Annotated in this window: 10 protein-coding genes and 1 pseudogene; 7 read left to right on the top strand and 4 right to left on the bottom strand. The window is 33.9% G+C overall.

What is annotated here, in order from left to right:
• Positions 1-39 precede the first annotated feature (39 nt).
• The 3 genes from BA1379B_RS01975 to gltX (BA1379B_RS01985) all read right to left on the bottom strand — a co-directional run bounded on the left by BA1379B_RS01975 (position 40) and on the right by gltX (BA1379B_RS01985) (position 4485).
• Positions 40-792: a transporter substrate-binding domain-containing protein gene (locus BA1379B_RS01975; RefSeq protein WP_078673692.1), complete on the bottom strand. Its 753-nt coding sequence runs from the start codon at positions 790-792 to the stop codon at positions 40-42.
• A gap of 711 nt (positions 793-1503) precedes the next feature.
• On the bottom strand, positions 1504-2808 hold the full coding sequence (gene gltA / locus BA1379B_RS01980) for a citrate synthase (RefSeq protein WP_078673693.1): 1305 nt from the start codon (positions 2806-2808) through the stop codon (positions 1504-1506).
• Between the two features lie 261 nt (positions 2809-3069).
• Positions 3070-4485, bottom strand: coding sequence for a glutamate--tRNA ligase (gene gltX / locus BA1379B_RS01985; RefSeq protein ID WP_035006686.1), 1416 nt, complete (start codon positions 4483-4485; stop codon positions 3070-3072).
• Between the two features lie 113 nt (positions 4486-4598).
• Here gltX (BA1379B_RS01985) and BA1379B_RS01990 point away from each other — a divergent pair, with 113 nt between their 5' ends.
• A complete protein-coding gene (locus tag BA1379B_RS01990) occupies positions 4599-6863 on the top strand; it encodes a ComEC/Rec2 family competence protein (protein WP_078692329.1) in 2265 nt (754 codons plus the stop codon).
• 71 nt (positions 6864-6934) lie between these two features.
• Here BA1379B_RS01990 and bfr read toward each other — a convergent pair whose 3' ends face one another.
• Positions 6935-7420, bottom strand: coding sequence for a bacterioferritin (bfr, locus tag BA1379B_RS01995; RefSeq protein WP_035005977.1), 486 nt, complete (start codon positions 7418-7420; stop codon positions 6935-6937).
• Positions 7421-7893: 473 nt separating this feature from the next.
• Between bfr and rpiA the strand changes: the two genes are divergently transcribed.
• The 6 genes and pseudogenes from rpiA (at position 7894) to gltX (BA1379B_RS02025) (ending at position 15413) form a co-directional block, all read left to right on the top strand.
• Positions 7894-8598: a ribose-5-phosphate isomerase RpiA gene (rpiA, locus tag BA1379B_RS02000; protein ID WP_078692330.1), complete on the top strand. Its 705-nt coding sequence runs from the start codon at positions 7894-7896 to the stop codon at positions 8596-8598.
• Positions 8599-8659: 61 nt separating this feature from the next.
• The gene (locus BA1379B_RS02005) at positions 8660-9217 is read left to right on the top strand and encodes a DUF2059 domain-containing protein (protein ID WP_035005974.1); all 558 of its coding nucleotides are present in this window, start codon (positions 8660-8662) and stop codon (positions 9215-9217) included.
• A gap of 236 nt (positions 9218-9453) precedes the next feature.
• The gene (gene gorA, locus BA1379B_RS02010; protein ID WP_371441553.1) at positions 9454-10833 is read left to right on the top strand and encodes a glutathione-disulfide reductase; all 1380 of its coding nucleotides are present in this window, start codon (positions 9454-9456) and stop codon (positions 10831-10833) included.
• Positions 10834-10941: 108 nt separating this feature from the next.
• Positions 10942-12214 (top strand): annotated as a pseudogene (locus BA1379B_RS02015) (3-deoxy-7-phosphoheptulonate synthase); the annotation flags it as partial.
• Positions 12215-12336: 122 nt separating this feature from the next.
• Complete coding sequence (locus tag BA1379B_RS02020; RefSeq protein WP_078673697.1) at positions 12337-14013, top strand: NAD+ synthase; 1677 nt, start codon at positions 12337-12339, stop codon at positions 14011-14013.
• Between the two features lie 11 nt (positions 14014-14024).
• Positions 14025-15413 (top strand): glutamate--tRNA ligase, encoded by a 1389-nt coding sequence (gene gltX, locus BA1379B_RS02025; RefSeq protein ID WP_035005970.1) that lies wholly within the window; start codon positions 14025-14027, stop codon positions 15411-15413.
• The last annotated feature ends 27 nt before the right edge of the window (positions 15414-15440 follow it).

Consider the following 15440-nt stretch of genomic DNA (forward strand, 5'->3'; position numbering starts at 1 on the left):
AACGTAAATCATTTGCTCAATTTGTAATTAATTTTATACTTAATAAATATCAATTTGGAAGTATTTTTTAGTAATTTTATCATATGTTCCATCATTACGGATTTCTTTTATGGCTTTATTGAACTGATTTTTAAGATCGTCATTGTTTTGGCGTATAGCAATTGCAATAGGAAGTTCAGTTCCTTCAATACTTCCTAAAAAATGGCAACAATCTTTTCCTTTGTGTTTAAACCAATCTAATATTTGTAATTTATCAAGAATAACGACATCAAGGCGGTTACTTAACAAATCACGTATTACTTCTTTTGTTGTGGGATAGAGTTTAATATTCACCCCTTTAGATGCATAATGATTTTCTGCATATATAGCTTGTGTTGTGTTTAATTGTACACCAAGATTTTTTCCTTTAAATGCTTCTACTGAGATTTCTTTAATTTGTGAATCTTTAGGAACAATTGCAGCTAATTCTGTACTGTAATAAGCATCTGTAAAGTCAATTTTTTTTAGTCGCTCTTGTGTAGGGGATAGAGATGCAATAATAGCATCATATTTTTTAGCAAGAAGGCCTAGGATAATTCCATCAAAATCTTGAATAGTGATAACACATTCAATTTTCATCTTTTTGCAAAGCGCATGAGTTATATCAATATCAAAACCATGAAGTTTATTATTTGAGTCAATATAATTGAATGGAGGATAGGAGCCTTCAGTTGCGATTGTCAACGTTTTAGCATTAACGAATTGGGAAAATAGTGTTGCACTTATTATGAAAGCTGCAGCCAATAATTTCATTATCCTCTCCTATGAAGTGCACAAAGAGATACTATGCTATGACATATTTTATAATCTGTAAGCTTTATGAAGAGCAATACAAAAATTTATTGGTATTGATTTAATTATAATCATAACAAGTCTTTATCATGTTAGGAGTATATAATATCTGTACAGGAAGAAATTCACAGTAAGTAAAATATGAGTTGTATTTTCATTATCTCTATATAAGCATTATTTTAAATTAATGATGCTATAGTTTAATATTTTGGGAATGGCTGGGCACTGTTCTATTATGTTGCAATAAACATGTTTTAATGTCGTCAGTTTGCATTTAGTAAGAAACATATCAAGCATAGAAAACATGATAAATAATTTTAAGAATGGTAAAATATCGATAAAAAGTAGTGATAGAATAGATTTACTAGCTTAACGTCATTTTTTAGTAAAATGATTAAATTTTTCACGGTTTGAAGTAGTTTCTATAGCCTCTTTATTTGTTATTGACATAACATATCTTTAAAGAGCATGGTCTATTAGAATGCAAGTTAAGCCGCGGCTAGGAAGAATTAAATGTAATATAAGACCTTATTTTAACTTAATATGACGTCTTTATGTTTTTAAAAATAGAAAGATCAATATACTCTATCTGATAAAAATGAGATTGGTAATTGGAAGGAAATACCAAAAAAAATAAAGCCCCAATAAATTAAGGCTTTATTAATTGATTTTTTATTTTTTTGAATTTGTGCGGTCGTTTATCGGAATATATTCACGTGTTGAAGGACCTGTATACAGTTGGCGTGGACGGCCAATTTTTTGTGCTGGATCTTCAATCATTTCTTTCCATTGTGCAACCCAGCCAACACTACGTGCTAATGCAAAGAGAACAGTAAACATTTCAGTTGGAAAACCTAAGGCTTTTAATGTGATACCAGAATAGAAATCAACATTAGGATAAAGCTTTTTTTCAATAAAGTATTCATCATTTAGAGCAATTTTTTCAAGTTCCATAGCAATATCAAGAAGTGGATCATCTTGAATATTGAGTTCTTTTAAGACTTCATGGCAGGTTTGTTGCATGATTTTTGCACGTGGATCATAATTTTTATAGACACGATGACCAAAACCCATAAGACGAAAACGATCATTTTTATCTTTTGCACGTGCGATAAACTCAGGAATTTTTTGAACAGTGCCTATTTCTTGCAGCATTTTTAGACATGTTTCATTAGCACCACCGTGCGCTGGTCCCCAAAGGCATGCCACACCTGCTGCTATACACGCAAATGGATTAGCTCCTGATGAACCAGCAAGACGTACCGTTGATGTAGATGCATTTTGCTCATGATCTGCATGAAGGGTGAAAATTCGGTCCATAGCTCGAGCAAGTACTGGATTAATTTTATATTCTTGGCAAGGAACAGAAAAGCACATATGAAGGAAGTTTGCAGCATAACTGAGATCGTTACGGGGATAAATAAATGGTTGCCCAATACTGTATTTATATGCCATCGCAGCAAGGGTTGGTACTTTGGAAATAAGACGAATAGAAGCAATCATTCTCTGTTGGGAATCTGTAATATCAATGGAATCATGATAGAATGCAGACATTGCTCCAAGGCAAGCAACCATAACAGCCATAGGATGAGAATCACGACGAAAGCCATGGAAAAATCTTGCAAATTGTTCATGCACCATCGTGTGTTGCATAATACGGTAGTCAAAATCAATTTTTTCTTGTCTGGTTGGTAGTTCTCCATAAAGCAAAAGATAACAGCTTTCGAGAAAGTCACCTTTTTCAGCAAGTTGGTCAATAGAATAACCGCGATAAAGTAGGACTCCTTTGTCACCATCGATATACGTGATTTTTGATTCACAAGAGGCAGTTGAGGTAAAGCCAGGATCATAAGTAAAGGTATCAGTTTCTTTATAAAGAGATGCAATCTCAATGACATCAGGGCCAATGGTACCTTTACGGACAGGTAATTCTATTTTTTTACCATTGACAGTCATATATGCTTTATTTTCGGACATTAAATATTTCCTTTCAGTGCTTCCATTTTTTTAAATTGATATGCTGTTTTATTAGCTATAGCAATTTATAGTTAAAGCTTTTCCTACCTATTTTAAGAATAGATTGACTCTAAAATTTTGTTTATGCAATCTGAAATATTGTTTAGCATAGTTTTTTTTAATATTTATTTCAATTTTTTAAATTAAAAAACAAATTTATTTTTCATTGAGAGAATTATACTTTAATATTTTCTAGTTTTATATATTAAATTAATATACTGTTCAGGTAATTTGGTCATTAATGCGGTTCAGGGACTCATCTTTTCCTAATAAGATAAGCATATCAAAAATTCCTGGTGATGTTACGCGTCCTGTGAGGGCGGCTCGAAGTGGTTGAACAACAGCTCCAAATTTAAGTTTTTGTATTTGTGCATAATGTCGGATGGTTTCATCCAAAGTTTTTGCATCCCATTTTTGGCATGACATTAGAATAGGATAAATTCCTTTTAAAATAGTTTGACCATTTTCATCTAAGAGTGTTTTTGCTTGTTCATTAAGAGGCAACGGTCGTTGTGCGAAGATAAATGATGCGTCATTAATAAGTTCAAGCAACGTTTTTGAACGTTCTTTCAGAATTGGTATTGCAGCTAGAAATTGCGCACGATGTTTTTCATCAAGTTGTTTTGTTATTTTTAATTCATTTGCATTTTCTGGTAAAATATTAAATGCAGCATCACATAGATCTTGATTATTACTTAGACGCATATAGTGTCCGTTGATGGCATCTAATTTTTTGAAATCAAAACGAGCAGCACTTTTATTGATATCATCAATATCAAACCAGGCAATCATGTCTTCTATTGAAATAATTTCATCATTACCATGGCTCCAACCTAGACGAACAAGGTAATTGAGCAAGGCAATGGGGAGATATCCCATTTTCCGATATGCATCAATACCTAGCGCACCGTGCCGTTTTGATAATTTTGCACCGTTTTCACCATGGATGAGCGGAATATGGGCCATAACAGGGATATCCCATCCCATTGCATTGAAGATAATTGCTTGGCGAGCTGCATTTGTAAGATGATCATTACCACGAATTATATGTGTTACCCCCATATCATGATCATCAACAACAACAGCATGCATGTAAGTTGGAGAGCCATCAGAACGTAAAATTATAAAGTCATCTAGATCTTTATTAGGAAAGCGAATATCACCTTGAACACGATCGTGCAAAATTGTTTCACCATCTTGTGGAGCTTTAATTCGAATGACAGGTTTGATTCCTTTAGGGGCTTCAGAAATATCACGATCGCGCCAGCGCCCATCATAGCGTGCTGGGAGACCTTTTGCAAAAGCATTCTCACGCATTTCAGCTAATTCTTCAAGTGTTGCATAGCAATAATAAGCTTTGCCATCTTTTACCAGTTGTTCAGCAACTTGACGGTGACGCTCTGCTCGTTTGAATTGTGAAATAGGATCTCCTTCATACTGGAGTCCCATCCAGTGCAAACCATCTATGATAGCTTTAACTGCAGCTTCTGTTGAACGTTCTCGATCTGTATCTTCAATACGTAAAAGCATTTTTCCTCCAGTATGTTTTGCATAAAGCCAGTTAAAAAGTGCGGTACGAGCGCTACCAATATGAAGGAATCCTGTAGGAGATGGTGCAAAACGGGTAATAACAGACACAGACATTATCCTCTAAAATTAAGATGTTATTTATGAATTTTATTGAAGAACTATGTTAGCATAGGTATTAGGGTGTGCAATAGCCGCATTGCAAGTAAAGTGGGGATTTGCGGATGTTAGATCAAAATAAAGTTAAAGATGATCTACCAGGAGGTTTTTTCTCACAAAGAAAAAGTCTTGTTTTGTTACAGAAGGGTGATCGGTTTGTTATTGATGGTGCAAGCAATGCTATCTATAATAGGAAAGAGGACTCTTTATTTTCCTTTTTTAAGGAAAAAGTAGTTTTTTTCTGGAAGTGGCTGATAGATTGTATAAACAGAGAAATTTCTTTTGGGCTGCTTTTCTTATTAGTTTTTGTCTTTTTTTCTACAGGCATTATTTTTTATTTCAGCTTAGAGCAAGAACCAAGTTGGAAACAATTTGTTATATTGATTATTATATTCCCTAGCCTGTTATATGTTTTACGGTGTTATCGGAAGATATGGTTTATAACTGGATTTTTATTTTGTATTGTATTAGGCGCTTTGGCTGCAAAAATAGAAACATGGCATATGTCTACGCCAATGTTGAGTCGCGATGTTGTTACCATATTAACAGGACGAATTGTTTCTATTAAGTCTGTAGGGAAAGGGGGATTTCGCTTAAAAGTAGATGTTTTGAAGACAGAAAAACCTACTTTATCTTATAATCTCAATCGGGTGCATTTAGTCGCAAAGTCTTTACCAGATGGGTTAACTCCTGGAGATGGCTTATATGGGAAAGTAAAGCTTCGTGCTTTATCTGGAGCGATACGTCCAGGAAGTTATGATTTTAGTTTTCATAATTATTTTAAAAGAATTGGTGCACAGGGATTTTATTTAGGAAAACCCAAAAAGATATCAGTTCTTCAGCCTGATATGATGCTAGGAAAAGTTTTACAAAAAATTGAAAATTTACGCATGCAAATGACTGAAAAAATTGTTAAAGCGGTTGGTGGAGAAGGAGGGAGAGTTTCTGCTGCTTTAATAACAGGGCAGAGAGGGGGTATTTCACATAATACCAATGAAGCATTACGTATAGCCGGATTGGCACATATTTTATCAATATCAGGTCTGCATATGGCTTTACTGAGTGGTATGGTTTTTATTATTATACGGAGCTTTTTTGCATTTTTTCCAGTCTTTTCCTCTTATTACTCAGTTAAAAAATTTGCTGCCATTGCTGCATTAATAGTTACAGCTTTTTATTTGATATTGTCTGGTGCAAATATTGCTGCACAAAGAAGTTTTTTGATGGTAGCTGTTATGTTGGTTGCTATATTATGTAATCGCTCTGCTGTAACAATGCGTAATTTTGCTATTGCTGGTTTAGTAACTGTAGCTATAAGTCCGCATGAGATATTAGAGCCTAGTTTTCAAATGTCATTTTCTGCAACCGTAGCTTTGATTGCTGCTTTTTCCTGGTGGAGTGATGGGTATTGCTCTTGTAAAGGAAATACAGCACCTTCTTATATTGGAGGAAAGGTGCTTCGTTTTGTCTTTTTATCCGTTGTTTCAACTTGTATGTCCTCATTAGTAGCTGGTTCTGCAAGTGGGATTTATGCAGCTTATCATTTTTCTAATGTAGCTCTTTTAGGTGTTATCAGTAATGCTTTAGCTTTGCCTATAGTATCAATTTTCATCATGCCATTTGGACTACTTTCAGTTTTTTCAATGTTTTTTTGGCTTGAATGGTGGCCTTTGCAGATTATGGGATTTGGTACGAACCTTATGATAAAAATTGCTTATGCAATACAGGCTATTTCTCCTGTTTTAAATCCTGGATTTATCCCGCTATCTGCATTGATTTTATTAAGTATCGGTTTAGTTGGGCTCACTTTTTTAAAAACGGCTATTAGACTCTTCTTTGTTTTTTTTATTTTGGCAGGTATTCTAGTTTGTATGATGCAGTCACCTGTACAGTTAATCATAGCAGATGATATGAAAATTGTAGGTGTTTTGAATGACAAGATATTATATGTTGATCGTTATCATCCTTCTAAGTTTACAATATCTTTATGGGAAAAATCGTTTCGCATAAATAAAACCATTAAACCAACAAAAATTGGTCCATCTCTCAAAGGACAATTTATTTGTGATGATAAGATCTGTACAACTTTATTAGAAAATGGATTTAAAATTGCTATTTTATACGGAGAGACAGATCATTGTATAAAAGCAGATATCATAATTAAAAAACATGCAACAAGCAATGAAATATGCGATTCAATAAATGCAATAACATTTACGTCTCAACAATTATTATCGCGAGGAAGTGTTATACTGACTAAAAACAAAAGCACTCTTTGGTCTTCTGCAGGTTTTTATAGACCATGGAATATTCATAGAAAAAATTTATAAAGGCTAGCTAATTTATAGCCTCTATATAAATTTTATAATAACTTCATTTCACAAATGAGATAATAGTTTTTCTAACATTCACATTCAGCAGAGCTTGCATTGAGCTGACTATATTTCTCTTCTCCCATTGTTTTAAAAAGCTGAAGTTGAGTTTCAAGAAAATCAATATGATTTTCTTCGTCTTCAAGCAATTCATCAAACAATTTCTTTGAGACATGATCAGAAAGCTTAGCACAAATTTCACGTGATTTTAAATAAAATTCTCGAGCTTCATATTCACTGGCAAGATCACATTCTAAAATATCCTTGAGGTTTTTTCCAATACGTAAAGGCTCAGAAGTTTGAATATTTGGATGTCCTTCAAGAAAAGTAATACGCTTAATGAGTTTATCTACATGTTCCATTTCTTCTATAGATTCTTTGCGCTCTATTTTAGCTAATTTGATATAGCCCCAGTTTTCTATAAGAGAAGAATGCAACAAATATTGATTAACAGCACTAAGCTCAAGAGAAAGAGCTTTATTGAGTTGCTCGATAACTTGTGGATGACCTTTCATAGTATTCTATTGTCCTATTTTGTTTTTAGTACTAGATACGACTAATACAAGAAATGATACTTAATATATTGCCTTGATTAAGTGTTGGGCTAGTCCTCTTTATCCTTGATGTGAATGATTCAATAACATGAGGAAAATGAACTGGCACATTTTACTACATCATTCGATTAATTTATAAATTAATTAGAAAGAATCAATAGCTAATAATCATTTTTTTAAAGTAGGCATTTTCTTGATATTTTCCTGCTTTATAAGCCTATAGGAGCATACTTTGTATTAGGATTTTTAAATAATTATTTTATAAATTATAAGCCTTTTATTAAAAAACAGAATAGTTAATTACTGTATTCTATATAACAGGTCTTATTTCCAATAAGCTAACAAATAAAGTTATAGCTGCTTAGAGCGATAAATCGTTTTTTATAATTCATAATAAATATTGCTCATTGAATTGATATAAAGGAAGGTAATGTATGGATATCCAAAAATTAAAAAAAATGGCTGCTGCTCAAGCGCTTGAATTTGTGCAAGATGATATGAATCTTGGTATAGGCTCTGGTTCTACAGTAAATGAATTTATTCGTCTTCTTGGTGAGTGCATTACAAATGGTTTAAGGATAACTGGTGTTGCTACTTCATATCATTCTGAGCATTTATGTCGTCAGTTTGGAGTGCCTATTACTACTTTAGATAAAATATCTAAGCTTGATCTTTGTATTGATGGAGCTGATGAAATCGATCCTCAGATGAGCTTGATCAAAGGAAGGGGTGGAGCATTATTGCATGAAAAAATTGTAGCATCTGCATCTGATGAGATGTTTATTATTGCTGATGAAACAAAGATGGTAAAAACGCTTGGTACTTCTGGGGTGCCAATAGAAGTTAATCCATTTGGGATGAATGCTACATGCAAAGCGATTGAAAAGGTAGTGAATAATTTAGGACTTTCAGGAGAAATTAAATTACGTATGAATGGAGATATTCCTTTTGAGACTGATGGCGGTCATTTTATTGTTGATGCATTTTTAGGATCTATTCTAAATCCAAAAGAATTATCAGATGCGTTATTGGGAGTTCCTGGTGTTGTTGAACATGGTCTTTTTTTAGGTTTTGCTTCTCGTGTAATTGTAGCTATGGCAGATGGTACAATAAAATTTTTAGAATCATCTAGTAATTGAAAACTTGTTAAAAATTTAAAATAATAAATTCAAACTATAATTCTATGGAGTCATCATTATTATGAGAATAACAGTTTTTTTTCAGAAACTTATAACATTACTTAGTGCAGTTGCTATTTTGATTGTGAATATTCAAATAACTTATGCGCAAGATGTGAGTGATAAACATTTAGATTCAGCTAAAAAGGTGATTAGTGCTATTCGTGCAACTGATCAGTTTGATAGTTTTTTACCAATGGCAGCACGTGATATTAAAGAAAAATTAATAAGTAATGATCCAAACTTAGAAAAAAATATTTCTGTAATTGTTGATAAAGAAGCGCTTGCTTTAGCTAAACGGCGTGCTGATTTAGAGAAAGAAGTGGCCTATGTATATGCAAAGCATTTTAGTCAGGAAGAACTTGATAAAATTTCAGCATTTTACAGTTCTGATGTTGGTAAAAAATTTTTGATGACAGTTCCAGATGTTGCGCGCGATGCTTATTCTGCATTTGATGCATGGTCTTCTACTGTAATACAGGATCTTATAAAAAATGTAGAAAAAGAAATGTCCCAAACACTTAACTTAAATAATTCTATTACTCCTATGGAATCTACTTCTTCACAATCTCCAATGTAATTCATTAGTTTCATGAGTATTATAAGCGTTTTATTTAAAAGCAGCAGTTAGATACTACTTTAAGGAAGAAGAGTGCTCTGAGAGTATTATCTTTGTATAAAAAAATCAGAAAAAAGAAAAAGCTTTTATTTGTTGACAAAAAGTAGTACTTGTACAGTGAAAACGCGTGGGAAAGGATATTTTATGATGTTTTATGATGTTTTATGATGTTTTATGATGTTTTATGATGTTTTATGATGTTTTATGATTTGTTCGTTATTGGAGGGGGATCGGGTGGAGTGCGTGCTGCTCGTCTTGCTGGACAACTGGGGAAGCGTGTTGCTATAGCAGAAGAACATCGTGTGGGAGGAACTTGTGTTATTCGCGGTTGTGTTCCTAAAAAATTGTTTGTTTATGCATCGCAATATGCACACGAATTTAAGGATAGCATTGGTTTTGGCTGGGAATATGTTAATCCAGTTTTTAATTGGAGCAAGTTGATTAAAGGTAAAAATATAGAATTATCGAGGTTAGAGGCGCTTTATTCTAAGGAATTAGAACTTAACAATGTTCAAATTTATAAGAGTCGCGCTGTTTTTATTGATGAGCATACATTAGAGCTTTCTGCAACAGGTGAGCGAGTAAAAGCAGAAAAGATTTTGATTGCGACAGGGGCAACGGAGCGAGATTTTGCAATAAAAGGCGGTGAGTTATGTCTTACTTCTAATGAGATTTTTGATCTTGAAAAATTACCAAAATCAATAGTTATTGTTGGTGGTGGTTATATAGCTCTTGAATTTGCTGGTATTTTTCACGAATTAGGTGTGAAAACAACATTAGTTCATCGTGGTGATTTATTTCTTCGTGGTTTTGATTATGATTTGCGGCGGTTATTAAATGATGCGATGATTGAAAAGGGAATTTCTATTATCTATGAGGCTACAGTTAATCAGGTTGAATCTCAAAATGGCCACTATAACGTTGTTTTATCGAATGGACAAATTCTTAACACTGATCAGGTTATGTTGGCTACGGGACGTGTGCCAAATACAAAAGGCTTAGAACTTCAGAGGGCAGGTGTTAAACTTAATAAGGATGGCGCTATTATTGTTGATGAAAAAATGACAACAAATATACCTCACATTTGGGCTGTTGGTGATGTAACAGGTCATGTTCAGTTAACACCTGTTGCTATACATGAAGCAATGTGTTTTATTAAAACTGCTTTTGAAGATACTCCAACGATACCGAATTATAATTTAATTGCGACAGCTGTTTTTTCGCAGCCAGAGATTGGAACTGTCGGTCTTTCAGAGGAAGATGCCATTCGTGATTATAAGCGTGTTGAAATTTATCGTACACAATTTCGTTCTTTGCGTAATACTCTTTCTGGTAATGCAGAAAAGATGTTTATGAAATTGATTGTTGATGGTCAGAGCCGTATTGTTATTGGTGCTCATATTTTGGGAGAAGGTGCTAGTGAAATGGCTCAACTTGTTGGAGTTGCCCTGAAAGGAAAGCTGACAAAAGATGTATTTGATGAAACTATGGCAGTTCATCCAACATCCGCAGAAGAGTTGGTAACGATGTATAAACCGAGTTATATATATGAAAATGGAAAGAAATTAGAAAGTTAAATAGCGGATGTTATAGAAAATTATAAAGATTTGCATACTGTAGGCTGATTAGATAGGCTTTAGAGAGGATGCGATGATAAAAAAATAGCTCCTTGAATCTTGGAGAGAAAATTAATTAAACAAATTCTAACTTGTCCCGATAAATCTATATTAGCGGAAATTAGAGAAGAATTGAGCAAATATTCTCTTTATTTTTTTATGGTGAAGTGTGCTAGTTTAAAGAATGAGCTAGCAGCTTTATTACGGGGGAGATTGTGCAGAAAGTTTTGCTAAGCATAAGGTTGTTCATATCCGTGATTTTTTTCGTGTATTTTTATACATGGCAGTCATTTTAACTTTTGAGAGTTTTAAGTCAGTTGTTAAAATTGATTATACTGTTGGTGAATTTTCAGAAATACGCTTTTCTGATATGGAAGAAAAGAAAATAAAGAATTGTTTCCTTATAGAGAGAATGTCATTAATGGGACTAAATTTAATAAAACTGCTTGTACTTTTAATGAATGTCCATGGTTTATCATTAGTTGAGGGCAACACTTAATTTATTGCGTGCTTTTTAATAAGGCGGGTATGCTAATCTAGAAGATGTCGATAAATGGATATTAGATTTTATTTTAATAGTCCACAACGTTATGAGCTATTAACAAAGCGTATTTCTAAAGTAATCGATTTTATACATTTAATAGGAGGTACAGCTAAAATGAATCTCTCATTACGTGAAGCATGTTCTTATATAAGCCACAAAGCGTTTTTGTTAGGCTTTGATAGGAATTAATGCAACCTTTGATAATTGGTATGCGGTATCTGGCCATATGTTATAGATTGCTGATCATGCATGTTATCTTAATCATGTGCATGTAGAACATTATCGTAGAAAAATTCTATTGGATTAAAATGTAATTCTTCTATTAATTCTGATGAGCTTTTGAAATTGATTGATATTCTCAATCCTATAAACAAACCGGAGCGACTTATATCATTATTATGCGTTTTGGTTATGATAGGTTTGGAACTATCTTCTTAAATTAATTGGTGTGGTTAAATGTGAGAATCGTAGTATTGTTTTTGTGATTCAATACATAGTAATACAATTACGGCTAATGATTATAAATGCGTTCTTTTAATTATATTTTAAAAGAATTTGAGAATTTTTTCTCAGTTTATTGGGAAAAGGGGGCTTGCCCAGGCGTATTCATATTGCAGTGATAGGATGCGACGTTACTAAATATACAGACAATATGAAAGCCATTTCAGAAAAAGATATTTCTGATTGCTATAATAAGTACTTCATTGTGATATAAGATTAAACGGGAATCGATTACCTGAATTGGCTTTTTTTGTTGAACTTTTGAAAAAAGTCGTGATGCTGCTTCGGTTATTTTAGGGAGAAGGTTTAGGTAACAATCCTATTCTGTTATTTATTTCCAATTTTTATGGAAGTAAGCACTTTTGGTAAAAAGTCCTTTGATGGTTGAAACTGATTGATGGCCACGCTAAATTGATACAATGACACAAAAACTTATAAAAGACGATTTGCGGATTGTAATTGCTCAATTAAATCCTATCATTGGTGATATTAAGGGAAATTTTTCTCTTGCGAAAATGGCATATCAAAAAGCTTACGAACAGAATGCTGATCTTGTTTTGTTGACTGAGCTTTTTATAAGTGCTTATCCCCCTGAAGATCTTGTTCTTAAATCTTCTTTTACAAAAGCATGTGAAGGTGCTGTGAGAAAGTTAGCACAACTCACGAAAGAAGGGCCTGGAATTATTATTGGCGTTCCTTTAAAACGTGATAATAGCCTTTATAATGGTATCATGCTTCTTGATGATGGGCAGGTGATTACGGAACGTTTTAAGTGTGATTTACCTAATTATTGTGAATTTGATGAAAAGCGCGTATTTTCTTCTGGTCCACGTCCTGAGCCTATTGTTTATCGTGGGATAACGTTAGGAGTTGTGATTTGCGAAGATATTTGGAACGATCCTTCTATTTGTGCTGAACTTAGCCATAAAGGAGCCGAGATTATTCTCGTTTCTAATGGGTCCCCTTATTACCGTAATAAAATGCAAAAGCGTTTAGAAATTGTTCGTGCACAAGCTATTCAATCATGTGTGCCAATTATTTATGCTAATCAAGTTGGAGGCCAAGATGAATTAGTATTTGATGGAGGTTCTTTTGCACTGGATGAACACGGTCAAATAGTATTTCAAATGAAGCATTTTGAAAGTCAGATTGCCTTGAGTCATTGGCAAAGAAAATCTATTAGGTGGCAATGTATTTCTGGTCCAAATGAAGAACTTTTAGATGGGATCGCTGCTGATTACCATGCCTGTGTTTTAGGTTTAAAGGATTATGTCAATAAAAACCGTTTTAAGGATGTGCTTCTTGGTTTTTCAGGAGGAATTGACTCAGCACTTTGTGCTGCAATTGCGGTCGATGCGTTGGGAGCTGAAAGGGTTCATGCTGTGATGATGCCTTATTATTATACATCACAGGAATCATTAAAGGATGCTAAAGATTGTGCTCATCTTTTAGGATGTCGTTATGAAATAATACCTATTTTTAAACTTGTTGAGAGTTTTTTGAGCATAATGGCTCCTATTTTTTCAGGGTTGAAAGCTGATGTTACAGAGGAAAATCTTCAAAGCCGTGTACGTGGAAGCATTTTAATGGCTCTTTCAAATAAATTTGATTCGATGGTAATAACGACAGGTAATAAATCGGAAATGGCCGTTGGGTATGCCACGCTTTATGGCGATATGAATGGTGGTTTTAATCCCATTAAAGATATTTATAAAACGCAGGTTTATAAATTAGCTGAGTGGCGTAATAAAAATTACTTGCAGAATTTATTGGGACCCAAAGGAATTGTCATTCCAAGTAATATTACAACAAAAGCACCTTCTGCAGAGCTTCGGGACAATCAAAAAGATGAGGATTCTCTTCCTCCTTATCCTGTTTTAGATGATATCTTGCAATCTCTTGTAGAAGATGACATGAGTGTTTGTGATATTCTTAAGCGTGGACACTCACGGCAAACAGTTGAGAAAGTAGAACATTTGCTTTATTTGGCTGAGTATAAAAGACGGCAATCTGCACCGGGTGTGAAAATTAGTTATAAAAACTTCGGGCGTGATCGTCGTTACCCTATTACCAATTATTTTCGCGATAAAAGTTGAGCATTATTTTGATGATAAAAGTTCGTTTTGCCCCATCTCCAACAGGTTATATTCATATAGGAAATACTCGTATTGCATTGTTTAATTGGCTGTACGCGAAAGCGCATAACGGTACATTTATTTTACGTTATGATGATACAGATGCTGAGCGGTCCAAACAAGAATATATTGATGCTCTTATGGTTGATCTCGAATGGCTTAGTATTCAACCAGATGAAGTTTATTATCAGTCTAAACGTTTTAATCGATATGATGAAGTTGCAGAAGTTTTAAAACAACGTGGCCTCCTTTACCCCTGCTATGAAACAGCAGAGGAATTGGATCGACGCCGTAAAATACAACTTTCACGTAAATTACCTCCTGTTTATAATCGTGATGCATTAAAATTGGCATTAGAAGATAAAAAAGCTTTTGAGGATCAAGGTCGTAAACCTCATTGGCGGTTTCTTTTGCCTAATTTTGAAAGTAATCCATTTCAAACTAAACGAACAGAAGTTTATTGGGATGATATCGTAAAAGGTAGGCAGATGATCGATTTGGCTTCTATGTCAGATCCTGTTTTAATTCGTGAGGATGGGAGCTATCTTTACACTCTACCTTCTGTCGTTGATGATATAGATATGGCTATTACACATATTATTCGTGGCGGTGATCACGTTGCTAATACTGCTGCGCAGATTACTCTTTTTAAAGCCCTCGATGCAGTGCCTCCAATTTTTGGTCATATTAATTTATTAACAACAGCTTCAGGAGAAGGGCTTTCAAAACGAAATAGTGATCTTTCCATTCGTTCTTTACGCGAAGATGGCTTTGAATCTATGGCTGTTCAGTGTCTTGCAGTGTTAATTGGAACATCGCAAAATGTGCAGGCATATTCTAATCAAGATACTCTTTTAAAGCATTTTCATCTCGAAGATACATCAAAATCATCAGCAAAATTTGATGTGGCTGATCTTCTTGTATTGAATAGTCATTTTGTTCACGAATTAACTTATGAAGATATTAAGACACGACTTGAAAAATTTTCTATTCATGGAGAACAAGCAGAATATTTTTGGAATACGGTAAAAAACAATATTACTAAGCTGAATGATGCAGCCTTATGGTGGAAAATTATTCATACTGATAAGAGCTTTGATATAATTTCACCTGAAGATCGTGTTTATGCACAACAGTCTGTTCATTCGTTACCTGACGGAGTATTGAATGATGAAAGCTGGAAAATTTGGACGACAGCATTGCAGGAAAAAACGGGGCGAAAAGGAAAAGCTTTGTTTATGCCGTTGCGTCAAGCTCTTACAGGGATAACGCATGGGCCTGAAATGGGAAAATTTTTACCACTTTTAGGACGTGAAAAGGTAGTAAAAAGACTGACCACGGTAGGTAGTGGGAAACTCTAAATCCAGTAGAGCATTCGCTATTACTTA

Origin of the sequence: Bartonella sp. A1379B (assembly GCF_002022485.1) — a bacterium.
GTDB classification, from domain to species: Bacteria; Pseudomonadota; Alphaproteobacteria; order Rhizobiales; family Rhizobiaceae; genus Bartonella; species Bartonella rochalimae.

Bases quoted from the DNA above. Each gene is read 5' to 3' on its own strand.
- BA1379B_RS01975 (WP_078673692.1), bottom strand. From the start codon at position 792: ATGAAATTATTGGCTGCAGCTTTCATAATAAGTGCAACACTATTTTCC.
- gltA (WP_078673693.1), bottom strand. From the start codon at position 2,808: ATGTCCGAAAATAAAGCATATATGACTGTCAATGGTAAAAAAATAGAA.
- BA1379B_RS01990 (WP_078692329.1), top strand. From the start codon at position 4,599: ATGTTAGATCAAAATAAAGTTAAAGATGATCTACCAGGAGGTTTTTTC.
- bfr (WP_035005977.1), bottom strand. From the start codon at position 7,420: ATGAAAGGTCATCCACAAGTTATCGAGCAACTCAATAAAGCTCTTTCT.
- rpiA (WP_078692330.1), top strand. From the start codon at position 7,894: ATGGATATCCAAAAATTAAAAAAAATGGCTGCTGCTCAAGCGCTTGAA.
- BA1379B_RS02005 (WP_035005974.1), top strand. From the start codon at position 8,660: ATGAGAATAACAGTTTTTTTTCAGAAACTTATAACATTACTTAGTGCA.
- gorA (WP_371441553.1), top strand. From the start codon at position 9,454: ATGTTTTATGATTTGTTCGTTATTGGAGGGGGATCGGGTGGAGTGCGT.
- BA1379B_RS02020 (WP_078673697.1), top strand. From the start codon at position 12,337: ATGACACAAAAACTTATAAAAGACGATTTGCGGATTGTAATTGCTCAA.
- gltX (WP_035005970.1), top strand. From the start codon at position 14,025: ATGATAAAAGTTCGTTTTGCCCCATCTCCAACAGGTTATATTCATATA.